The following is a 22,402-nucleotide window of genomic DNA, read 5'->3' as shown; positions in this document are numbered from 1 at the left end:
CAGGACGCATTTTAGGCCGATGACAGCGGGAAAAAAGGCTTCTTGGCTAGGGCTGTTGTTGGTATCGATAGTTATTATCGCGCCGAAATTCGCTTGCGCCCAAGGCAAGGACGACACCGGCACGCTTTCGGTGGAGATTACCAACTTGCATAACGACAAGGGCGTGGTTCGCTGCGCTTTGTACTCCGATCCCGACCAATTTCCCAAGGGCGACTACTTTCGCGCCACCACCGCCTCGATCGCGGATAAAAAGGCGACCTGCGTGTTCAAAAAACTGCCGCCGGGTACCTATGCGATCGCCGCTTTTCAGGCCGAACACAACGAACGGCGGATGAGCTACAACTTCTTGGGGATGCCGCTGGAGGGGTACGGCTTCTCGGATAACGCCCCTTCCAGCTTCGCTCCGCCGGCGTTTTCCACCGCCGCGATCACCTTTCGCGGCGGTGAGGCCTCGAGCAAAATTACTTTGCACTATCGCTGATGTCGCGCCTCGAGGATAACACTCTAGCGGTTCGCCCGTGTCGAAGACCTACGCGATGCGCCCCCAACCTGGCCGGGCGCCGCTCAGACTTTCTCCAGGAGCGTGACCATGTCCTCGGCATGCTTGTTTTCCACTTCCAAAATTCGCTCGATCAGTCGGCGCGTGCTGGGATCGTCCGTGCTCAGCCAGCGGACTATCTCCGAATAGGTTTCGATCGCGATGCGTTCGGCGACCAAATCCTCCCGGATCATGTCAACCAGGCTGTTGCCTTCGGCGTACTGGGCATGGCTGCGCGTGGCCAGCCCTTCGGGATTGTAGTTGGGGGCACCGCGCAACTGCACGATCCGCTCGGCCACCCAATTGGTATGCTCCTCTTCCTCTTTGGCGTGCTGGAGAAATTCTGCCTTGACGGATTCCGAGTTGATTCCGCTCGCCATGTAGTAATGACGCATGTAGCGCAGGGTGCAGACGAGCTCGGTCGCCAGCACGTCGTTAAGCACTTTGATCACGCGTTCGCGGTCGGCCGCGTACCCGCCGGTGACGGCGCCTGACTCCATATTCTGGCGGGCATGCTGGCGGATAGCTTCGACATCGGCCAGGAAATCACCCATAATTCCTCCCGCGGATTTGCCGATAAGATTGAAAAACCTCGGCACTAACCTTCCCGCTTCGTGGACTGCTACTTGATGATACGAGAGGACGAACAAGGCTTCGAGCATTTAGTATGGACAGGAGTGCGGATCGGTGGATGAGCCGACAGTAGGGACGATAGCCCAAATCTGGCGTTATCCGGTCAAATCGATGCGTGGAGAGCAGGTCATGGCGGTTTCGATTGGTCCCCAGGGATTGCTGGGCGATCGCGCTTTGGCGCTGCGCGAGGTGAGCAGCGGCCATCTGGTCAGTGCCAAGAAATGGCCGCGGATGCTGGAACTGCGCGCCACCTACATCCATCCACCCGGGCTGCCATTGGATCTCGCCAACGTTGCCATTGAGCTGCCTGGCGCGCCGACGATCGCGGCCGCCGATCCCGCGCTCGACGGCCTGTTGTCGCGCTTCCTGGGGCTCGAGGTGCGGCTGGAGCGCAGCCCCGGCGCCGCGCGCAACAAGATCGGGATCGACCCGGCGACGATCTTCGGTGACCTGGCGGCCGCCGAAGTTATGCGAGGCTTGGCGCCCGGCACCGCGCTGCCGCCCACCTTCGGCGCGCCGCGAGGAACCTTCTTCGACGCCGCGCCGATCCATCTGATAGCCAGCGGCACGCTGGCCCATCTAGGGCAATTGCTGGACCAACCGCCCCCGGCGGCCCGCCGCTTTCGCCCCAATCTGCTGATCGATACCGCCGGCGCAGGCGATGGCTTTGTCGAGGACCGGTGGATTGGCCATGCACTGCGCATGGGAGATATCGAAATTAATCAGCTTAAGCCTACCCTGCGGTGCGTGATGACCACGCACGCGCAGGAGGAGCTGGCGCGCGATTTGGTAATCCTACCGACTGCGGCGCGCTATCACCAAGCCCTGGTCGGCGTGACCGGCAAAATCATAGGCAGCGGGCAAATTGCCGTAGGTGACGCGATCGCTCTACGTTGAGAGCGCTTCTCCAGAATGGCTGGAACGCTTCGTGGTCGCACAAAGCGCTGCTTGACCGCCCGCCATCCCCACTCGTCGCTGGCGCGGACAAGGCCCGCCCGCGCCACTCAGGTCCGCCAAGCTCTCCGCGCTCCTCCGATTTGCTCGCTTCTGCTCGCCTCGCGCACGCTGACATGGTGGCGCTTGCGGCGTCACGTATTCACACGCGATGCGGTGGGTTCGATCGTCGCCAGCTCCGTTACGAAGCGCCACCGGTGGGTAGCGCGCTGGCAGTCGCGCTGGGTTGAGGCGAGCTGATCGGTGCAACCGCGCTTGCTGCCGCGCTGGCACGGGGTTGCGCAGTGGCGCTGGGCATCGGTACGTACACCGTGGGGATCGCGCTGGGCAGCGGTGCCACCTTGGAGGTCGACGGTGGGGTCTGGGCCGAGGCCTGAGCCCCGCTGGTCAGCAGTGCGGTCCCAGCGCCAAAACCGTACACCAATTCTCCCCCTAACCAGCCCTGATAACCCAACAAAATAACTGCCAAAAAGGCCAAGGCCAGGTACACCTGCCGGGTCCGCGCCATGAAGCCTAACGCTTGAATCAGAATCCGCCATAGCGCCAGGACCGCGAAGGTGATTGCCAGAGCGTTGCCCAGTTGGGAGTGGATGTGCAACACCGCTTGCCCGGCCGGATCCAGGTACTTGAAGGTCGCATGCGCCTCGCCACCGCCGGTGAACCAGGAGCAGACAGCGCTGATTGCACCCAAGACCATTAAAGTCAGTGCCATGTAGCGCAACCACAGCCGCTCGGCCAGAATCGAGGCCGCGATATCAATAAGCAGGGCAACCACCAGCAAGGCGATCGTGAAATGGTCGACGATCGGATGTATATGCCAGCGCACCAACTCTTGTGCAATTTTGTCCATCTTGCTGTCCGGCCCTTTCCGCGCTCTAAATTGTTTTCTGCGCCCAGGCGATTATTGGCCGGCGTACCGATCCGGTCGCGGCCTATCGCGCCCAGCGCATTAAGTTAGCCGCCGAATACGTTAGTGACCTGCTCGCGCACGGCCAAATCGCCCCCGGTCGCGAGTTGCTGATAGGGCGCCACCGCCGGCGCGCCGTTGGCTGGAGCCGTCGCGCTCGCACGCATGCCGCCCTGCATCGCGCAGGCGCTGAAAGCGAACGCTGCCAGGGATGCCCACAGCCATCCGGGCAAGTTTAAAATTTTGGTTTTGCCCGTTCTCATCGGCCTTAGAAGTCTAACCCAATATATGGGGTGACAGAATAGCCGACGGAGAGGCGAAGTGAAGTAGGCGGTGCAATCGTCTTTGGGAAGCAGCCAACAGTGGCAAGTTAAGGTACCAGCCGTTCCAGCATACGCGGGAAGGGAATTGCCTCGCGTACGTGATGCAGGCCGCATAGCCAACAGACCGCTCGCTCGATTCCCATCCCAAAACCGGCATGCGGCACCGAGCCGTAGCGCCGCAAGTCAAGATACCAGTTGAAGGCTTCCAGTGGCAGCTCGTGATGCTCGATTTTGGCCCGCAGCGTGGCGTAGTCATCCTCACGCTGCCCGCCCCCGATGATCTCGCCGTAACCCTCCGGGGCCAGCATGTCGACGCACAGCGCAACTTCGGGTCGTGCTGGATCCTGCTTCATATAAAAGGCCTTGCATTGGGTCGGATAGCGATGGACCATCACCGGACGATCGAACTCCTCCGATAAGGCGGTTTCCTCGTCGCCCCCGAGGTCGTCGCCCCAATTGACCGCCAGCCCTTTGGCGCGCAGCCGCTCGATCGCTTCATCATAGCTCAGCCGGGGAAACGGCTTGACCACCCGCTCAAGCTTGCTGACGTCACGCTCCAGGAGCACCAACTCGGCGTGCCGACGTTCCAGCACCCTGGCCACGAGATGGGCAACGAAGTCCTCGGCCAGGTTCATGTCGTCGTCGAGGTCGAAAAAGGCGGCCTCGGGCTCGACCATCCAGAATTCGGTCAGATGGCGGCGGGTCTTGGACTTCTCGGCGCGAAAGGTGGGACCGAAGCAATACACCCGCCCCAAGGCCATCGCGCCCGCTTCGGCGTAGAGCTGTCCGCTCTGGGTCAGATAGGCTTTGCGCTCGCCGAAATAGTCGGTCTCGAACAGGTTAGTAGTGCCCTCGCAGGCGGAGGGGGTCAGAATGGGCGCGTCGAAGAGCACGAAGCCACGGTCCTGGAGGAAGTCACGGCAGGCCGCTTCGATCTCGGCGCGGATACGCAAAATCGCCTGCTGGCGCGGCGAGCGGAGCCATAAATGGCGCCGATCGAGCAGAAACGCGACGCCATGCTCCTTGGGCGTGATGGGATAATCGGTGGCGGCGGCCAGTACTTTTAGCGCACGTACCGAAAGCTCGAAGCCTCCCGGCGCGCGCGCATCGACGCGCACCGTGCCGGTTATTTCCAGCGCGCTTTCCTGCCCCAGATGGTCGGCACGCTCGAAGGCCTCCGCTCCCACCTCGGCGCGCGAGGCCACGCATTGGCAAATCCCGCTGCCGTCACGCACCTGCAGAAAGTGGATCTTGCCGCTGGAACGCCGATTGTGCAGCCACCCCTTGAGCGTTACCTCCTGCCCGACGTGTCGCCCCAGGGCCTCGATGTAAACCCATGCCATGGTGCTATTTAATCATAAGCCGGGCGACGGTCGAATGGCCAAAGCAGGGTGGGCAGGCTCGACACTCATTGTCGCGAGAGCGGCCGGCTTGAGATAGGCTTTGCTGATCGAGGAGCAAGATGAACGGGCTTGACGTGGCGATCGTGGTGGTGGCGGTGTTGGGGGCTTTTTACGGCTTGGGCCGCGGAGTTCTGCGCATGGCGACATCGCTTGTCTCGCTGGGCGCGGCTTTCTACCTGGCCTCGCTGTATTACCTGCGGGTAGGCGACCTGGCCGCGGGTGAGCTGCACCTCAGCCCGCCGGTAGCCGCTGTGATCGGCTTCGTCATAGTGTTCTTTGCCATCTTCGTCGTGGTCGAGCTGGCTGGCTCAATCGTGGCCCGCCTGGTCCGCACCGTCCATCTGTCGTGGATCGATCGCCTGATTGGAGCCGCCGCCGGCTGTGCCCTGACCCTGCTGATGGCAGGGTTTGCCTTGATGCTGGCGACGGCGGTATTGCCGGCGCAAGCGCCCTTGCTGCGCAACTCTACGCTCGCTCCACGAGCGCTGTCTTTTGCCCAAGGGCTGGTCAGCTTTGTTCCTCCCGAGGTCGAAGCGCTCTACCAGCGCAAGCGCGAGCAACTGGAACGCTACTGGCTGTCGGGCGGCCACCAGAAGAACTAAGCAGTCGTGCCGCCAGTGCTTGACGTGGCGAAGCGCGCCGGCCAAGACTCAGACGCAGCTTGGACAGGAGTGGGGAACTTTCCGCGCGGGGCAGGCACACAGCTCCGCCCCCCGCGCTCGGCTAATGGCCGCCGCCCCCGGTCAGCTCGCGCACGATGTTACCCACGAAGTTCTTGGCGTCGCCAAAGAGCATCAGGGTCTTGTCCAGGTAGTACAGCTCGTTGTCGATGCCGGCGAAGCCGGGGCTCATGCTGCGCTTGATCACCATCACCGTGCGTGCCTTGTCCACGTCGATGATGGGCATGCCGTAGATAGGGCTGCCTGGACTGTCGCGCGCGGCCGGATTGGTTACGTCGTTGGCGCCGATGATCAAAGCCACGTCAACCTGCGGCAGGTCTGAGTTGGCCTCGTCCAGATCGAGCAGCTTATCGTAAGGGATATCGGCTTCGGCCAGCAACACGTTCATGTGTCCGGGCATGCGGCCCGCCACCGGATGGATCGCGAACTTCACCGTGACTCCGCGCTTGGTCAGCACGTCGTAGAATTCGCGCACCCGATGCTGCGCTTGGGCCACCGCCATGCCGTAGCCTGGCACCACCATCACGTAGTTGGCCGCCTCCAGGATGGCGGCCGCCTCCTCGGGAGTGGCGCTGCGCACGCTGCGCTCCTCCTGCTTACCTCCGGCGACGACCTGGAGTTGGCCGAAGGCGCCGAACATCACGTTGGTGAAGGAGCGGTTCATCGCCTTGCACATGATCACCGACAGGATGAAACCCGAGGCGCCGTCCAGCGCGCCGGCCACCACTAGGACCTTGCTATTGAGCACGAAGCCCAGCAGCGCGGCGGTGAAGCCGACGTAGGAATTGAGGAGGGAGATGACGGTGGGCATGTCGGCTCCGCCGATCGGAGTCACCAACAATACGCCGAAACCCAGCGATATCAGCACGATCAGCGGAAAGAGGGCGGTATAGCCGGGATGGAAGACCATTACGATTGCCAACACAATGGCGGCTCCCAGCACCGACAGGCTGACGTAATTTTGTCCGCGATAGACGATCGGGCGCTGCGGCAACCACTCCTGCAATTTGCCGGCGGCGATCAAGCTGCCCGTGAAACTCAGCGATCCGATGATCACTTCCAGGGCGATTTCCGTCATCTCGAACTTGTCGATCGCGGGCGCGCGCAGGTAGTACTCGGCAATTCCGATAACCGCGGCGGCCAGCGCACCGAAGGCATGGCTCATCGCGGTTCGCTGCGGCACCGCGGTCATCTGAACCATACCTAATGGAACACCGATGCCCGCCCCCACGATGAGCGCCACGATGATCCATTTGAACTGAACCAGCTCGGGATTGAAAAAGGTGGTGATCAGGGCCAGCGCGGCGCCGATTTCACCCGCCAGCACTCCGCGTCGCGCGGTAGCGGGCGAACTCAACCAGCGCAGCGATAAGATGAACAGCGCGATGGCGACGATATAGGCGAAGTCCGACAGATTGGCCATCATTGGTCTTTGCGTCCACTGAGTTTGAACATCCGTAGCATGCGGTCGGTAATCAGAAATCCGCCCACCATGTTGCTGAAGGCGGCGGCAACCGCCACCGCGCCCAGCGCGGCCGACAATTTGGTGCCTTGTCGACCGGCGATGATGATCGCGGCGACCACTACGATCGCGTCCAGGGCGTTGGTCAACGCCATCAACGGGGTGTGAAGCAGCGGGGAAACCCGCCGAATAACTTCGAAGCCGACGAAGCCCGCCAGCACGAAGACATACAGGTTTGAAATGAACCCTGGTGGCACGGTTCCTCCTTGATGGTTGAGGCAGTCGAGCGCGGCGAGATTAGCGCCCGCGTAACTGCGATTTGTTAGAGCGCCTCCTGGGGCGCCGCCGAAGCCAGCAGGCTGCGGATGCGTTCGTTGACCACCGCGCCGTCGCGGCTTACCAGGGTCTCGCGCGTGATCTCGTCGTTTAGGTCCAGGTGCAGCTTGCCGTCCTTGAGCAGGTGGGCGATGAAGGTGGCCAAGTTGCGCGCATACATCTGGCTTGCATGATAAGGCACCGTGCTGGCCAGATTGAACAGGCCGATGATTGTCACGCCATGAGCCACCGTAATCGCGTTGGGCTTGGTCAGCTCGCAATTGCCGCCGCGCTCGGCGGCCAAATCCACAATTACCGACCCCGGCGCCATCCGTTCGACCATGTCGGCGGTTATCAGCACCGGGGCTTGCTTGCCCGGCACTACCGCGGTCGAGATTACCACGTCGTTTTCCGCGACTACGCGCGTGAGCAACTCGCGCTGGCGGCGGTAGAACGATTCTTCCTGAGCCTGGGCGTAGCCCCGCTCGTCCTGAGCCTGGCCGACCTCCAAGGGCAGTTCCACAAAGCGGCCGCCCACGCTCTGAATTTGCTCCTTGACCGCGCTGCGCACGTCGTAGCCCGACACCACTGCTCCCAGCCGGCGCGCGGTGGCAATTGCTTGCAAGCCCGCGACCCCCGCCCCCAGCACCAGCACCCGCGCGGGTGTGATGGTGCCCGCTGCCGTGGTCAGCATCGGAAAGAAGCGCGGCAGCGCGTCGGCGGCTTGGATGACGGCCTTGTAGCCGCACACCGTCGCCATCGCGGATAGCGCGTCCATGCTTTGGCTGCGTGTGATGCGAGGCATCAGCTCGACCGAAAACGCAGTGGCTCCGGTCGCGGCGATCTGCGCCACTGTGGCGGGAGAATTGAGCGGGCGGACAAAACCGATGAGAAATTGCCCCGGGCGTAGCAAGGGCAGATCGGCCTCGCCAGTGCGATCGTTGGCGCCGTGACACAGGACTTGAAGAATCATCTCGGCGTGGGCAAAGAGCTCGGCGCGCGAACCCGCTACCTTGGCCCCTTTGGCCACGAACTCGTTGTCAGGATAGCCGGCAGCAGCTCCCGCGCCAGCCTCGATCAGTACTTCACAGCCTGCTTTAATCAGCGCCGGTACGGTAGCAGGCACCATCGCGACCCGCCGCTCACCGGGATAGGATTCCTTGGGTACGCCTACAATCATGACCTCACCCAGCTTCCTGTAAGACTTTCAAGCGGCATAGCTCAGATCCTCTCAAGCGTCTAGACGAGGGAATGGGAAAAAGCTTCAGGGCGGCAGCATGCGCCAAATTTGGCGAGCATACTGACTCACCGTGCGATCACTGGAGAAGCGGCCAATGCGCGCGATGTTCAAAATCGCCTTGCGCGTCCAAACTTGCCGATCCGTGAACTGCTGACCGACGATGGCCTGAACTTCGAGATAGGCCCCTAAATCGGCCAGATGAAAATAGCGGTCGCGCTCCAGCAGCAGATCGCGCAGCGCGCCAAACAGCCCCGGCTCGCGCGGACAGAAACGATCGGAACCCAACTCGTCCACCAGTCGGCGCACGCGCGGATCGCTCTCGTAGCTCAGCCGGGGCTGGTAATCGCCGTGCATCAGCTCACTTATCTGCTCGGCGGTCAGGCCAAAGATGAAAATGTTGTCCGCGCCCACCGCGTCCCGAATTTCGACATTGGCTCCGTCCAGCGTGCCCACGGTCAACGCCCCGTTCATGGCGAACTTCATGTTGCCGGTGCCCGAGGCCTCCATTCCGGCGGTGGAGATTTGCTCCGAGAGATCGGCGGCCGGGAAAATATTCTCGGCCAACGAGACCCGGTAATCGGGCAAGAAGGCGACCTTGAGTAAACCGCGGGTGCGCGGATCGCTATTGATCACCTCGGCCAGGTTGTTGATGAGCTTGATGATCATGCGGGCTTCCCGGTAGCCAGGCGCGGCCTTGCCAGCCAGCAAAAAAGTTCGCGGTGCCGCCGGTTCGATCCCATCTTCCACCAGCGTCAAGTACTGATGGATGATTCCCAGCGCCATCAGAAGCTGGCGCTTGTACTCGTGGATGCGTTTGGCCTGGATGTCGAACATCGACGCCGGATCGACGTCGATTTGGGTCAAGCGATTGACCAGCGTGGCCAGCCGCTCTTTGTTCTCGCGCTTAACGGCGTTTAGACGGAGCTGAAACTCCCCGTCCTCGGCATAGCGCTCCAGGCCCGCCAGTTGCTCCAGCTCGGTACGCCAGCCCTGGCCGATGGTCTGATCGAGCAAACTGCTCAGACCCGGATTGGCGATCAGCAGCCAGCGCCGCTGAGTCACGCCGTTGGTCTGGTTGGAGAAGCGCTCGGGCCACAGGGCGTGAAAGTCGGCGGCCAGGCGTTGCTTGAGCAGTTGTGAATGCAGCTCCGAGACCCCGTTGACGCTGTGGCTGCCGACGATCGCCAAGTGTGCCATCCGCACCCGCCGCTCGCCGCCGGGCTCGACGATCGCCATGCGCGCGATGCGCTGGGAATCGTAACCTAAGGCAAGGGTAACCTGCTCCTGAAAGCGGCGATCGATTTCGCAGATGATTTGGAAGTGACGCGGCACCACCCGTTCCAGCAAACTGGCCGGCCAATGCTCCAGTGCCTCGGGCAGCAGGGTGTGGTTGGTGTAAGCGAAGGTGGCCACGCAGATCTCCCAGGCCTGCTCCCAGCGCATCTGGTAGACGTCTACCAACAGCCGCATCAGTTCGGCGATGGCCAGCGCCGGATGGGTATCGTTGAGCTGAATTGCGACGGTCTCCGGCAAGGCCTCCAGCTCTTCGCCGCGCGCGATGAAGTTGCGCACGATGTCACCCACCGCGCAGGCGACAAAGAAGTACTCCTGCACCACTCGTAGCTCGCGCCCAGCCTGAACCGCGTCAGAGGGGTAGAGCACCTTGGAAATGCTCTCGGAGAGGATTTTCTGCTCGACCGCCTTGACGTAGTCGCCGTTGTTGAAGATTTGCATGTCGAACTCGTCCGAGGAGCGTGCCGAATAGAGCCGGACGAAATTGACGGTCTGGCCGCCGTAACCCGAAATAGGTAGGTCCGAGGGCACCCCGATAAGCTCGCGCCGCTCCGCCCATACCGGCCGGTACTGGCCCCAACGATCGGTGCGATGCTCGATATGGCCGTAAACCGGGATCCGACAGGCCGCTTCGGGCCGGGCTACCAGCCAGGGCGAGGTTTCGCGTTGCCAGTTATCGGGCCGTTCATGCTGATAGCCCTCGCGAATTTCTTGGCGGAAGAGGCCGAACTCGTAGTTGATCCCGTAGCCGTACCCCGCCAAGTTCAGCGTCGCCATCGAGTCCAGAAAACAAGCCGCCAATCGTCCCAGGCCGCCGTTACCCAGCGCCGCGTCGGGCTCTTCTTCGAATAGCGCCTGCAAGTCCACCCCCTGCTCGGCCAAAGCCGCGCGGCACCATTCCATGACGCCCAAATTATGCAGATTGTTTTGCAGCGAACGGCCGATGAGGAACTCCATCGACAGGTAATACAGCCGCTTGCGCTTGTCCCGATCCAGCCGCGCGCTAGTGCGCACCATCCGCTCGATCAAAAGATCGCGCACCGCCAGCGCCACCACCCGGTACCAGTCGTGTCGCTGCATCTCGAACCGGCGCTTGGCCAGAGTAAAGCGGACGTGATGCTCGACTAGCTCGCGCACCAGCTCACGGTTGTCGGTGCGCCCGGTCTTAATCTCTGAAAAACCGCCTGCCACTTCGAGATCGAAGATAGCGATCGCGTTCTTTCGATGCCATCCAGCCGGCCCTCGAAATTTTTCCCGTGCGGGTAGGTTCTGCTTCAGGCTGGACTTTCCAGCGCGTAGCTTGCCGTCGTTTCGGCGGGAGTCCGATCGTAGCCTGGGACCGGATAGATCAGAGCGTTGGCCAGCGCGGTGATCGCCAGATAGACCAGCGCCAGCTCGAAGGCCAAGCTGTAGCCGCCGGTAACGTCGATAAGCTTACCTGTGATAAGCGGTGCTACCGCGGTTCCCGCCGCGCGCATCAAAAAGACGATGCCATTGATACTGGCAAATCGGCGCAGGCCGAAGGTCTGACCCACCAGCAGCGGCACAATGGAGGCGGAGGCGCCGGCGGTCGCCGCCCAAAACAGCAAAAACAGGGCAATGAAGGCCAAGTTGTAACGCGCTCCCAACAAGCCTACGACCGATAGGCCGAGCAGGACCAGTGCTCCCTCCAGCACCAGCTTGGGCGGATAACGGTCGGCTAGGTAGCCAGTGGCCACCCAGCCCACCGCGGCCAGAGAGGCTTGAATGCCGAAGATATTGGCCGCGCGCTGGGCTCCAAAGCCGATACTGATCAGGTAGGGCACGATGTGAAAATAGACCGCACCGAAGGTCATGAAGTAAAAAAACTCAAGCGCCATCAGCAACCAGAAGGAACTCGAACGAAGCGCCCGGTCCATTTCCACCCCCGGCAACTCGGCACGGGCGGCGTGCGGATCTTCGGTCCCGCTGGCACGAATGCGGATGAGTAACAGAGCAATTGGTGCGGCGATCGCAATCATAGGTATGCCCATGCAAGCGATTGCCCAGCGCCAGCCGTAACGCACGATCAGAGCGGTGACCGCCGGAGGCGCGATTACCATCCCCAGCGACATTCCGGCTAGCATTACCCCAATGGCCAGCCCGCGGCGCTGCTCAAACCAGGTGGCGGCGACATAGACGCCGGGCAGAGTGGTGGCGGCTTGATTACCCAGTCCGATGGCGGCGAACATTGCCACTACCATCAAGAGCGAATGGGCTTGGCTGACACCGATGTAGGCGGCGCCTGCGATCAAGGCGCCAGCGGCCATCACCCATTGCACGCGAACCCGTTCGATTAGCCAGCCCACTAGTGGCGCCGACAGCCCCATCGCGAAAGAGTAGCCAGTGGCGGTACGCGAGACCTGGGCATGACTCCAGTGGAAATCCCGGATCATGGGGCCGAAGAACACCCCAAACAGACTGATACAGGGTGCGGCGATAAACATGTGCACCACGAACAGGCCGGCTACAATCGCCCAGCCGTGGTCCGACCATGCACGGACGCGTAAAGCCGACAGATTATTGCTCCGATTGCGGCATCTGTCCGCCAGAGGATTGGACAGCAGGGTTGGCGGCGTGCTGGGCGCTCTGTACCGCCTTCTGCATCTGCGAATGAAACTGCTGATGCAAGCTGACCAGGGTGGAGAATAACTTTTGGGCGGCGCTTAGCTGGGTGGGGCTGAGTTTCTGGCAAATAGCGACCTCAAAGGCGTCCTGGTCCTGCAGCAGCTTTTGCGCGGCGCTCATGACCGCGCTCTCCTGGGCTTTCACCTTCGTGCTGTCGCCCGATAAAATTGCCTGGGTCAGGGCATGGCGCCGATCCATCAGATTGCGATGGTCGGCGGTCAAACGTTGGCGATGCTGCTGAAAATCACGGTGAATGCTTGAACGTTGCGCCGGCGTGGCCACCATCATGCACGGTGACATGGCCATCATCACCGGCGGCCGATGCTCTTGCCCCAGATCCTGCGCCTGGGTCGGTAGCTCGCATATGGTCATCGCCGCCACCGCGACTGCGACCACAAGAACGGACCTGCTCATTGGCACTCCTCCACGGCAACTCCGAAGAGTTTCCACCTAACAAGACGCAGCGCAGAGGGCGGTGGTTGACGTGACGGCCTAGGTTCCCATCCGTTGCTCCCCTAGTCTGCGCGGCGGAAAAAGTCTTTGCACCTGCGCCATGTCTCTTGCCTCTCCCGAATCAGAGGGCGGTAAAAGAGAGCGCTGAAACCATCATTATGCGTGTGCTTATGCTCAGGTCCCGCCCCGACGCCTCCAACCAGGGTTTTAAGCCCTCTGCTAGCGAGCTTGGGGAGCGTAAGTCAAGGGCCGAGAAAATTGCTGGTAAACACTCCTGCCGCCGGTTTCGTCAAACCCCTCGTATCGGGTAGCATCGCGCCTGTCGGCCGTGGGGTAATGGTTGGGTCTGCCAGCGATAGCGCGGATGCAGCCGAAATTGCCGGCCGAATCCGTGAGGGAACGACCGGATTTACGTGGAGCCTTCCGATGAGGAGCTGTGTCGGCGTATTGCCGCTCGTGACACGCAGGCCTTCGAGCTGCTGGTAGAGCGCCATCAGGCCGCCGCTTATCGGCTGGCGCGATCCATTTTGGGCCATGACGAGGATGCACGAGACATTTCCCAAGAGGCGTTTCTGCGGGTTTACCAGGCGGCCGAGCAATTTGACGCTCGTTCGCGCTTTTCGACCTGGTTTCACCGCATCCTGGTCAATTTGTGCATCGACCATCAGCGTCGTGGCAAATGGTGGCGCAAATTCGTCTCTTTGGTCGGCCCAGGCGAAGCCGAGGATGACCAGCCCGCGCTCGACCCCCCCTCTCAGGCTCCAGGTCCCGATTTGGAAGCGATTCGTGGTCAGAGCGGCGCACGACTGCGTGCCGCCTTGGCGCTGCTGTCGCCCAATCAGCGTGCCGCGGTCACGCTGCTGGTCCAGGAAGATCTCTCCAGCAAGGAGATCGCCGCTGTGTTGAACTGTTCGGAGAGCACCGCGCGCGTGCATCTGCATCGCGCCATCACCCAATTGCGCAAGACCTTGAAGGAAGAATGATGTTGGGTCGCAGCCATCCAGAGGCCGAATTAATCGCCTATTCGCGCGGCGAGTTGCGCCCCGCCGCCCGCGATCGCGTCGCCCGCCATCTCCATGGCTGCGCGCGCTGTCGTGCCAGCGTGGCGGCGTGCGCCCGGCTGCTGAGCGAGTTAGGCCGTGAGTTGGAACGGACTCCTTTGCCCGATTGGCAGATATATCGGGCTCAATTGATGCAAAAAGTGGCGCAAGTGCCGCCTCCCGCCCCGCCTCGCCGTTGGCGGCCGGCGCTGGCGTGGTCGTCTCTGGGGGCGGCCGCGCTGGCCACCGCCACCTTGCTGCTGACCCTCAATCTGCCGCGCCTGCGCCCACCTGCGCCACCACCGATGGACCAACTCTCGCTGCAGGAGGCGATGGCCGATACCGACGTCGATCTGCTGCGTGCCTATCCAGTCTTGGAGCATCTGGATTTGATCGAGAACTACGATGTAATTTCTCGCCTGGATGAGTTGTCGCCTGCGCCAACCTCGGCCAATCCCAATCGGTCCTAGATTGGTCGCCATTGCGATAGCCAGCGCGATTGTATTCGGCGCGGTCCGCTGGAGCCTAGCCCAGGAAGGGACGCCGGCTCTCGACATGCTGCTCAACCTGGACCTCTTCACTCCCACCCAGAATGCCGGCAACGGCCGCGCGCTCCTGGACCAGCTTCGGACCTTGAACGATTTGGGATTGATGCACCGCCATGAGGGACAAGACCAGCCCCCGCCCCCATCGGCTGCATCTGGCAACACCTTGCAGATTCCCTCGGCGGCTCCGCCCTCATCGGACCAGCCCTATCAGGCCTGGGGAGCACAGGATCAGCCTCCGCCCGGGCCGCCGCTGGAGGGGGAGCCATGAGCCGCCAGGGCTGGTTGCGCGCCATGATCGGGCTGGTGGTCATCGCGATGGTGGCCTGGGCTAGTGCGCCGCTGAGGGCCCAGGGTTGGAACCAGGCGCAGCCGATGAGCCCGGCCGAGCGGGCCCTGGTGGCGCGCTATCCGCAGCAATGGAACCGCTTGACGCCCGCCCAGCGCGGACAAGTACTACAGAACTATCGCCAATGGCAGCAGATGGCGCCCTCGGCACGGATGCAGGCGCAGCAAAATTATCGCCGCTTCCAGAGCTTGCCGCCCGAGCAGCGCCAGCAGGTGCTGGGGGCACTCCATCAGTGGCGCCAATTGCCCGCTCAGCGCCGCCAACAACTGCAGCAAGCTTACAGTCATTTTCAGCACTTGCCGCCCGGCCAACGACAGCAGTTATTGCAGCGCTTCCATCAGTTTCAGCAGCTCCCACCCGCCCAGCGCCAACACCTGATGCGCAACTATCAACGCTGGCAGCAAATGAGCCCGGGCCAACGCCAGCAAGCGCGGATGCGGATGCGCCAGCTTTTCCCGGGTCATCCCTTCGGTCATCCCCCGCACGGCTTTCATCTGCCCTGAGCCAAGCGCTCCAATGGAGCAAGCGATTTGACCGTTGCAGCGGCATGCCGATTTTCAACCGCGTGTTCCGCTGAAAGCCCGACCCGCGCGCGGCTTGAAAACGCTTGGTCGCGCAAACAACTGAAGAAGCGGGTTCTGCTAGCGCCTCTGCCGGGAAGCGCCGTTCCCGGCGTCTCGCATGGCGGCTGGGGCGGAGGTTATTCATTGCGCAGGTGAGCGCCCGCGACTTAGAATCTAATCACTCCATCGCTGTTTGAACGAGCGACCGCCAGCCGCTGCGGGCTGCGACGGGGGTTTCATGGCGGAGACCACGCACAGGCAGACTTTCGTAGTGCGCAACCATCTGGGGGGTGCTCAGGCGCGCGAAGAAAGTGATGCCTTCCCCCAAAGCTTCGCGCTGACCCGCTTGCGCGACGCGGTGCAATGGGCGCGTAAGTACTCGTTTTTTCCTTATCCGTTCGTTACTGCCTGTTGCGGCATGGAATATTTTTCCGTGGCCGGTCCGCGCTACGACATCGATCGCTTCGGCGCCGCGCTGCCCCGCTTTACGCCGCGCCAAGCCGATTTGCTCTTCGTCGTCGGCACCATCGTGCAGCGCCTGGCCCCCGTCCTGCGCCGGGTTTACGAGCAGATGACCGAGCCCAAATGGGTGGTTTCCTTTGGCGCCTGTACCTGTTCGGGTGGTCCCTACGACAACTACGCTGTGCTCCAGGGGATCGATCGGATCGTTCCAGTGGCGCTCTATATTCCGGGGTGCCCACCCCGCCCCGAGGCTGTTCTCGACGGCCTCATCAAGTTGCAGGAGAGAGTCCAGCACGAGCGCGCTGGCGAACCCTGGCGCGGTGTGCACGGCAGTGGCCGGCCCCTGGAGGAGTGAGCCGTGGCCGAAGCCAAACTAACCGTGGATGGACGGCCGATTGCTGCCGAGCAGGGCCAGCCGCTGTTGCAGGCGATGCTCGATAGCGGGCTCGACATCCCCCATTACTGCTACCATCCCAAACTCACGATCGACGGCAGTTGTCGTCTGTGCCAGGTGCGGATCGAGGGGATGCCCAAGTTGCAGATCGCCTGCAACACCCCTGTGCGCGATGGGATGATTGTGCACACGGAGGAGCCGGCCGTGGCCAACGCCCGCCGTGGCGTGTTGGAGCTGCTCCTGCTCAACCATCCTTTAGATTGCCCGATTTGCGACAAGGCGGGGGAATGCTGGCTGCAGAACTACTCGATGCGCTTCGGTAGCCGCTTCTCGCGCAGCTATCTGCCGCGGCGCAAGGCGGGCAAGCGAATGGATATCGGCGCGCGCATGCTGCTGGATCAGGAGCGCTGCGTGCTGTGCCGGCGCTGCGTGCGTTTTTGCCGCGAGATTACTCATAGCGATGAGTTGAGGATTTACAACCTGGGCGATCGCTCGGTGCTCGATTTGGACTCCCGGCGGCTGGACAATGACTATTCCATTTGCACCGCTGACATCTGTCCGGTAGGCGCGCTGGAAAGCAAGGATTTTCATCACAAGATTCGGACCTGGTTTCTGAGCGAAACCGCCAGTGTATGCCCCCATTGCGCCAACGGCTGCAACATCACGATCGGCGAATACCGAAATCGGATCTGGCGCTTACTGCCCCGCCGCAACGATAACGTCAACTCCACCTGGATGTGCGATCACGGCCGGCTTGGCTACGGCTTTGTTGCCGACCCCCGCCGCCTGCGCACGCCCCGTGTTCGCGCCGAAGGAGGCCTGGTCGAGGCCAACTGGGATGAAGCCCTCGCCATCACCGCGCAGGCGCTCTCACGCTTGACCACCCGTCATGGTGGCCAGGCGCTGGGAGCCATCATTTCCCCTCACCTGACCAACGAAGAAAATTTCTGCTTCGGCCGGTTGCTCGATGCTCTAGGCGTACGCAGCCGTGCTATGGCGGTCAGGCGCGGCCCCGCAGACGACTTTCTTATCAAAGCGGAGAAGGCGGCGAACGCGCGCGGTGTGCGCGAGTTGGGGTTGGTCGCGGGTGGCGATGACGGCCTGGAAGCGCTAGTAGCGGGGCTGGAAAGCGGCGCCCTGCGTGGGCTTTACCTATGCGGCGACGACTTTATCGACACCCCGTGGGCTGAGCGCCTGAGCCCGGCGCTGGCGAAGCTGGAAGTGCTGATCGCGCACAACCTGACCGCGCGTCCCGAACTGGCCGATGCCACGGTACTGTGGCCAGCCACTACCTTCGCCGAAAAAGAAGGCACCTTTACCAATCACGCCGGCCACCTTCAACCCATCCTGCGCGCAATCGAGCCGGGGCCCGGATGGTTGGATGAGGGGCAGATCTTTACTCGGCTGGGCGCCGCTATCACGGGTGTGCCGGCGCAATTTAATCTGGCGGAGACTCGCCGGCTGATGGCGCGCGAGCATCCCGCCCTCGCCAATCATGACGCGCCCATGGTGGCCGCGGCGCGCGGGTCCAACACGCCCGCGACGCAATGAGTGGAGTATGGCCGCCCGGGTAGTTTTCGTTGAGCGTCCCGCTTCGCGGCTGAGCGAGGCCGGCCATTGGACCTCGATCTTCACCGGGCTTGGGGTCTCGGCTTGGCATTTCCTGCGCAATCTATGGGCCCTTGGGCGCGGGCGGCAGGACTTCACAGTCTATTATCCCGAGCAGCGCTTCTTGCAGGCGCCGGCGCTGCGCGGAATGCCAGTGCTAGTGCAGATGGCCGACGGCCGGGAACGCTGCGTGGCGTGCGGCCTGTGCGAATGGGCCTGCCCCACCAGTTGCATTACAATCTTTCCCGCCGAAACCGCGGCCGAGGTCGAGCGCTATCCCGAGGTGTTCGACATCGATATGTCGCGCTGCATGTTCTGCGGCTTGTGCGAAGAAGCGTGCCCGGAAGAAGCCATCGTGATGAGCCGGCAAATCGAGATCGCCTGCTTTTCGCGGGCGGGCTCGCTGTGGCACAAGGACGACTTGTTGGTGCCCGCGGCCCAACTGCGCACGCGGCTGGGGTTTTTGCGCCAAGGTTACGACCGATGAGCACTCAGGAAGACCAATCCCTGTCGCCCTTGATGCGCCAAGTCTTGGAGCTCTTGGGCCGGCGCGTCATCGACCATCATGCCTTCCGCGGCGATGACACCGTGACTGTCGTGCGCGAAGATCTGTTGGAAAGCGCCCAGATGCTGCGCGAGCGGCTGGGGTTCGATTTTCTGGTTGACGTTACGGCGGTCGATTATTTCGGTCAGCCCGATTTCTTCTCGGTTCACCCCGAGGTTTGGGACAGCGCCACGCAGCCGGTGCGCCGCATCCCGGAGTCGCGCCACCACGTCAACCTCCCGCCGCGCGGAACGCAGCCACGCTTTGCGGTGGTCTACCATCTGTTGGCTACCTCCACGATGGCGCGCCTGCGCATCAAATGTCGTGTTCCCGAAGCGGATCCGGCGATTGATTCTGTGGTCGGCGTGTGGCCCGGCGCGAATTGGTTGGAGCGCGAAACCTACGATCTGTACGGGATTGATTTTCGCGGCCATCCCGATCTGCGCCGGATCTATTTGTACGACGAGTTCGTCGGTCATCCTTTGCGTAAGGATTACGATAAGCGCCATGAGCAACCAATCGAGCCCTACGCCGGCCCGCAGGCCAACCACCCCCGCCGGCCGCAATAGCGTGGTGTGGAGCAGCGAACTGCCGGGTGAGCAGATGCGCCTGCAGTTCGGCCCCTCCCATCCGGCTACGCACGGCACCGTGCGGATTATGCTGGAGCTGGACGGCGAGCACATTGTGGACGCCGACGTGCAGGTGGGCTATTTGCACCGCGGCTTCGAGAAGGAGTGCGAGTCGGGCTATTATTACCAGGCCATTCCCTACGTCGATCGCACCAACTACAGCTCGCCGGTGCTGTGCGATTTGGGCTACTGCATGGCCGTCGAGAAGCTTTTAGATCTGACGATTCCGCCCCGCGGCTGCTTCGTGCGGGTAATCGCGGGCGAGTTGTCGCGTATGGCCGACCATCAACTGGCCATCGGCGCCTCCTGCCTGGAATTGGCTGCGATGACGCCTTTTCTCTACCTGATCGAAGCCCGCGAGCTGGTGTGGGATCTGCTCGACGCGCTTTGCGGCTCGCGGGTGACCACCAACTATATTCGGATCGGAGGAGTATCGGCCGACTTACCAGCGGGTTTTACGGCTTTTTGTAGGGAAAAGCTTGACCAGGCCATGAAGCTGGTGGACGACGCCGCCGCGATGTTGACCGAGAATGCGATTTTTCGCGGCCGCATGGAGGGTACCGGCCATCTCCCCGCCGACCAGCTGATCGCTTTGGGCGTGAGCGGTCCGCTGTTGCGCGCCGCCGGAGTTGGGATGGATCTGCGGCGCAGCCAGCCCTATCTGGTTTACGATCAGCTGGACTTCGCCGTTCCGATCGGTCGGCACGGCGACAACTTCGACCGCTACCTGGTGCGCCTGGAAGAGCTGCGCCAAAGCCGGGCCATCATCTTGCAATGCCTCGACCGGCTGCCCGCGGGGCCGGTTGATGTGGACGATACTCGGATCCGCTGGCCGGGCAAAAATCGCGTCTTCAACCGTATGGAGGAGCTGATCGATCAGTTTATGTTGGTGGTGCGCGGCGGCCAGCCGCCAGCCGGCGAAGTCTATCATGCGATCGAAGGCAGCAACGGCGAGTATGGCTTCTACATCGTGAGTGACGGCTCGGGCAAGCCCTTCAAATGCCGTTTGCGCGGCCCCAGTTTCTCCAACATGCAGGCGTTGAGGCCGATGATCGTCGATCGTCAATTGGCTGACATTATTCCCACCTTCGACATGATCAACATGATCGGCGACGAGTGCGACAAATGAATCAGCCCCTGCCCGCGTCCCTGCGCGACGCTATCGCGCGCGAAATCACTCGGTATCCCCATCCGCGCGGCGCCCTGGTGGACGCCCTGCGGATGGTCAAGAACACCCAAGGGGAGCTGGATGGAGCCGCGATTGAAGCGATCGCAATGCTGTTTTCGCTTTCGGCAGGTGAAGTCGCGGAGGTGGCATCCTTTTATCCGTTGCTCAATACGCCGCCTGCGCAGGTCAATGTGCAGGTCTGCACCAACCTGCCCTGCGCCTTGCGCGGGGCGCGAGCGCTGGTGGACGAACTGCAGCAACGGTTGGGAATCAAGCCCGGTCAGGCTACCGCGGACCGCCGCTTTGCGCTGACCGAGGTGGAGTGTCTGGGATCGTGCGGCAGCGCGCCGGTAATTCAAATCAACGATCGACCCTACCTGGAGAACGCCACCAGCGCCGACCTTGAGGTGCTGACCCGCTCACCCCAAGCCGCGCTTGAGATCTACCGGCGCGCACCGATGCTGTCGTGGATACCGGCGGGAATCGAAGGCTACCTGCTCCCGCCCGACGGCGAATCCTGGCTGCGGGCCGAGGATTACCGGCGAGCCGGCGGTTATCGCGCGATCGGCGAAGCCGTCAAGCTTGCGCCTGCAGAGCTGTGCAAGCAGGTGGAGGAGGCAGGTCTGCGCGGCCGCGGCGGCGCGGGCTTTCTTACCGGCCGCAAATGGGCCTTCATGCCGCCCAAGGACAAGCGACCGCGCTATCTGGCTGTCAACGCGGATGAGAGCGAGCCGGCTACCTTTAAGGACCGTCAGTTGATGGAGCGCAACCCTCATCTGCTGATGGAGGGCATCCTGATTGCCGCCTGGGGCTTGCAGGCCGACGCCGCCTACATCTATTTGCGCGCCGAGTATATTGATAGCTACGAGCGCTTGCGCAAAGCCATTGAGGAGAATTACCAGGCCGGCATCTTTGGCCCCCATGCCCTGGGACTGGGTCGTCCCTTCGAAGTGCAGCTTCAGCGGGGTGCCGGAGCCTACATCTGCGGAGAAGAGTCGGGAATGCTAGAATCGATGGAGGGTAAGAAGGGACAACCGCGCAAGCGCCCGCCCTTTCCCGCCCAGCACGGCCTGTGGGGTCAGCCCACCACGGTCGATAATGTCGAAACTTTGAGCCAACTCCCCGCCATCGTGATGCATGGCGCGCAATGGTTTCGTGAACAGGGCGTGGCCAACAGCGCCGGCCATACTCTGTTCGGGGTCAGCGGCCATGTCAACCGCCCGGGTATCTTTGAGCTGCCCCTGGGCGTGACGATGCGCGAAGTGATCGAACGCCACGCCGGCGGCGTCAGCGACGGACGTCCGGTCAAAGCGGTTATTCCCGGCGGGGTCTCGATGCCAGTGATCACCGCGCAGCACCTGGATTTGCCGATGGATCACGAATCGCTCAAGCCGGCGGGCAGCCTGCTGGGCACTGCGGGTATGGTCGTGATGGATGACCGCACCTGCATGGTACGGGCGGCGCAGGTGGTCGCCCATTTCTTCCGCCAGGAGTCCTGCGGCCAGTGCACCCAATGTCGCGAAGGCACGGCCTGGCTGCACGAGACTTTGGGGCGGATAGAAAGCGGGGTTGGCCTAACCCAGGACATCGAGAATCTCGAATCGTGCTGCGATTTCATGGATGGCCAATGCATCTGCGCGTTGGCCGACGGCGCGGCTTGGGCAGTGCGCGCCTTTGTTCGCAATTTTCGTGAGGAATTCCTGGCCCACCTCAGTGGGCGCGGATGCCCGTTCCAGGATAGCTTTCGCGTATGAGTAGCCTCACACGCAACGCCGTGGTTGCGATGCTGGGAACTCCGGCGTTGACCGAGGGCAGCCTGAACGAGCCCCGCGAGCGCGAAGAATGCGGCGTGTGCTTCAACGAGAAGTGGCTCTATCGCGATCCCTTGGGCGATCCAGCGGGTGCCGCCGAGCGGGTGATCTACTGGCAACGCTATGATTTTGTTGCCAGCTTGGTGCGCGATTCCACAAATGCGCCCTGGCGCCCGGATCAGACTCTGGTGGCCGCCTTAGAGGCGTCTGAGCCGGGGGGGCGGGGACGCGATGCGATGGCAGTCAAGCATCGCGCCGATCAGCCCTTGCCACCAGTGGATAGGGCGCGCAATCCCCCGATGCAGCCACGTTCGCGCTACCGCCCGGTGTCGGACTTCCAGGGCCCGCCCGATCTGGGCGGTCATGTCGAAGCTCCACCGCGTCGCTAACCGGCTGTGTGGTATAGAAATTGACGCTTTCCGGTTACCCCAAATCGTGAGCG

24 protein-coding genes are annotated in these 22,402 nt (G+C 62.4%); 14 read left to right on the top strand and 10 right to left on the bottom strand.

Features of this window, described 5'->3' with window-relative positions:
• Positions 1-19 precede the first annotated feature (19 nt).
• A complete protein-coding gene (locus VKV28_01680; GenBank protein ID HLH75493.1) occupies positions 20-481 on the top strand; it encodes a DUF2141 domain-containing protein in 462 nt (153 codons plus the stop codon).
• An 83-nt stretch (positions 482-564) separates the two neighbouring features.
• Here VKV28_01680 and VKV28_01675 read toward each other — a convergent pair whose 3' ends face one another.
• Positions 565-1,092, bottom strand: coding sequence for a ferritin-like domain-containing protein (locus VKV28_01675; protein HLH75492.1), 528 nt, complete (start codon positions 1,090-1,092; stop codon positions 565-567).
• Between the two features lie 133 nt (positions 1,093-1,225).
• Here VKV28_01675 and VKV28_01670 point away from each other — a divergent pair, with 133 nt between their 5' ends.
• Positions 1,226-2,068 carry an MOSC N-terminal beta barrel domain-containing protein gene (locus VKV28_01670; GenBank protein ID HLH75491.1) on the top strand — a complete coding sequence of 281 codons (843 nt, stop codon included), beginning with the start codon at positions 1,226-1,228 and terminating at the stop codon, positions 2,066-2,068.
• Positions 2,069-2,306: 238 nt separating this feature from the next.
• Here VKV28_01670 and VKV28_01665 read toward each other — a convergent pair whose 3' ends face one another.
• The 3 genes from VKV28_01665 to asnS form a co-directional block, all read right to left on the bottom strand.
• Positions 2,307-2,975, bottom strand: a complete 669-nt coding sequence (locus VKV28_01665; GenBank protein ID HLH75490.1) for a DUF2231 domain-containing protein — start codon at positions 2,973-2,975, stop codon at positions 2,307-2,309.
• Positions 2,976-3,079: 104 nt separating this feature from the next.
• A complete protein-coding gene (locus tag VKV28_01660; GenBank protein ID HLH75489.1) occupies positions 3,080-3,295 on the bottom strand; it encodes a hypothetical protein in 216 nt (71 codons plus the stop codon).
• A gap of 107 nt (positions 3,296-3,402) precedes the next feature.
• A complete protein-coding gene (gene asnS, locus VKV28_01655) occupies positions 3,403-4,698 on the bottom strand; it encodes an asparagine--tRNA ligase (GenBank protein ID HLH75488.1) in 1,296 nt (431 codons plus the stop codon).
• A 119-nt stretch (positions 4,699-4,817) separates the two neighbouring features.
• Between asnS and VKV28_01650 the strand changes: the two genes are divergently transcribed.
• Positions 4,818-5,360, top strand: a complete 543-nt coding sequence (locus VKV28_01650) for a CvpA family protein (GenBank protein ID HLH75487.1) — start codon at positions 4,818-4,820, stop codon at positions 5,358-5,360.
• 121 nt (positions 5,361-5,481) lie between these two features.
• Here VKV28_01650 and VKV28_01645 read toward each other — a convergent pair whose 3' ends face one another.
• The 6 genes from VKV28_01645 to VKV28_01620 form a co-directional block, all read right to left on the bottom strand.
• Positions 5,482-6,864: an NAD(P)(+) transhydrogenase (Re/Si-specific) subunit beta gene (locus VKV28_01645; GenBank protein HLH75486.1), complete on the bottom strand. Its 1,383-nt coding sequence runs from the start codon at positions 6,862-6,864 to the stop codon at positions 5,482-5,484.
• Positions 6,861-7,157 carry an NAD(P) transhydrogenase subunit alpha gene (locus VKV28_01640; protein ID HLH75485.1) on the bottom strand — a complete coding sequence of 99 codons (297 nt, stop codon included), beginning with the start codon at positions 7,155-7,157 and terminating at the stop codon, positions 6,861-6,863. Before VKV28_01640 ends, VKV28_01645 begins: the two co-directional genes overlap by 4 nt.
• A gap of 65 nt (positions 7,158-7,222) precedes the next feature.
• Positions 7,223-8,395: a Re/Si-specific NAD(P)(+) transhydrogenase subunit alpha gene (locus VKV28_01635; GenBank protein HLH75484.1), complete on the bottom strand. Its 1,173-nt coding sequence runs from the start codon at positions 8,393-8,395 to the stop codon at positions 7,223-7,225.
• Between the two features lie 84 nt (positions 8,396-8,479).
• Complete coding sequence (locus tag VKV28_01630; GenBank protein HLH75483.1) at positions 8,480-10,939, bottom strand: glycogen/starch/alpha-glucan phosphorylase; 2,460 nt, start codon at positions 10,937-10,939, stop codon at positions 8,480-8,482.
• Between the two features lie 83 nt (positions 10,940-11,022).
• On the bottom strand, positions 11,023-12,213 hold the full coding sequence (locus tag VKV28_01625) for an MFS transporter (protein HLH75482.1): 1,191 nt from the start codon (positions 12,211-12,213) through the stop codon (positions 11,023-11,025).
• A gap of 73 nt (positions 12,214-12,286) precedes the next feature.
• On the bottom strand, positions 12,287-12,808 hold the full coding sequence (locus VKV28_01620) for a hypothetical protein (protein HLH75481.1): 522 nt from the start codon (positions 12,806-12,808) through the stop codon (positions 12,287-12,289).
• A gap of 452 nt (positions 12,809-13,260) precedes the next feature.
• Between VKV28_01620 and VKV28_01615 the strand changes: the two genes are divergently transcribed.
• From VKV28_01615 to VKV28_01565, 11 genes are all read left to right on the top strand, one after another.
• Positions 13,261-13,830: an RNA polymerase sigma factor gene (locus tag VKV28_01615; GenBank protein HLH75480.1), complete on the top strand. Its 570-nt coding sequence runs from the start codon at positions 13,261-13,263 to the stop codon at positions 13,828-13,830.
• Entirely contained in the window at positions 13,827-14,357 is a 531-nt protein-coding gene (locus tag VKV28_01610) for a zf-HC2 domain-containing protein (protein ID HLH75479.1), read from the top strand. Before VKV28_01615 ends, VKV28_01610 begins: the two co-directional genes overlap by 4 nt.
• 1 nt (position 14,358) lies before the next feature.
• Positions 14,359-14,703, top strand: a complete 345-nt coding sequence (locus tag VKV28_01605) for a hypothetical protein (protein ID HLH75478.1) — start codon at positions 14,359-14,361, stop codon at positions 14,701-14,703.
• Positions 14,700-15,284: a DUF3106 domain-containing protein gene (locus VKV28_01600; GenBank protein HLH75477.1), complete on the top strand. Its 585-nt coding sequence runs from the start codon at positions 14,700-14,702 to the stop codon at positions 15,282-15,284. The genes VKV28_01605 and VKV28_01600 overlap by 4 nt, the downstream gene beginning before the upstream one ends.
• Before the next feature lie 298 nt (positions 15,285-15,582).
• Entirely contained in the window at positions 15,583-16,161 is a 579-nt protein-coding gene (gene nuoB, locus VKV28_01595; GenBank protein ID HLH75476.1) for an NADH-quinone oxidoreductase subunit NuoB, read from the top strand.
• A 3-nt stretch (positions 16,162-16,164) separates the two neighbouring features.
• On the top strand, positions 16,165-17,751 hold the full coding sequence (locus VKV28_01590; protein ID HLH75475.1) for a 2Fe-2S iron-sulfur cluster-binding protein: 1,587 nt from the start codon (positions 16,165-16,167) through the stop codon (positions 17,749-17,751).
• A gap of 7 nt (positions 17,752-17,758) precedes the next feature.
• Positions 17,759-18,295 carry an NADH-quinone oxidoreductase subunit I gene (locus tag VKV28_01585; GenBank protein HLH75474.1) on the top strand — a complete coding sequence of 179 codons (537 nt, stop codon included), beginning with the start codon at positions 17,759-17,761 and terminating at the stop codon, positions 18,293-18,295.
• Positions 18,292-18,921, top strand: coding sequence for an NADH-quinone oxidoreductase subunit C (locus VKV28_01580; protein ID HLH75473.1), 630 nt, complete (start codon positions 18,292-18,294; stop codon positions 18,919-18,921). Before VKV28_01585 ends, VKV28_01580 begins: the two co-directional genes overlap by 4 nt.
• Positions 18,860-20,110, top strand: a complete 1,251-nt coding sequence (locus VKV28_01575; protein HLH75472.1) for an NADH-quinone oxidoreductase subunit D — start codon at positions 18,860-18,862, stop codon at positions 20,108-20,110. Before VKV28_01580 ends, VKV28_01575 begins: the two co-directional genes overlap by 62 nt.
• Positions 20,107-21,903: an NADH-quinone oxidoreductase subunit NuoF gene (gene nuoF, locus VKV28_01570; protein ID HLH75471.1), complete on the top strand. Its 1,797-nt coding sequence runs from the start codon at positions 20,107-20,109 to the stop codon at positions 21,901-21,903. The genes VKV28_01575 and nuoF overlap by 4 nt, the downstream gene beginning before the upstream one ends.
• Complete coding sequence (locus VKV28_01565) at positions 21,900-22,349, top strand: hypothetical protein (protein HLH75470.1); 450 nt, start codon at positions 21,900-21,902, stop codon at positions 22,347-22,349. The genes nuoF and VKV28_01565 overlap by 4 nt, the downstream gene beginning before the upstream one ends.
• Positions 22,350-22,402: the final 53 nt, after the last annotated feature.

Source organism: Candidatus Binataceae bacterium, from assembly GCA_035294265.1.
GTDB lineage: Bacteria > Desulfobacterota > Binatia > Binatales > Binataceae > DATGLK01.
The sequence above is the reverse complement of the archived record's forward strand: the minus strand, read 5'-3'. Positions and strand labels throughout refer to the sequence as shown.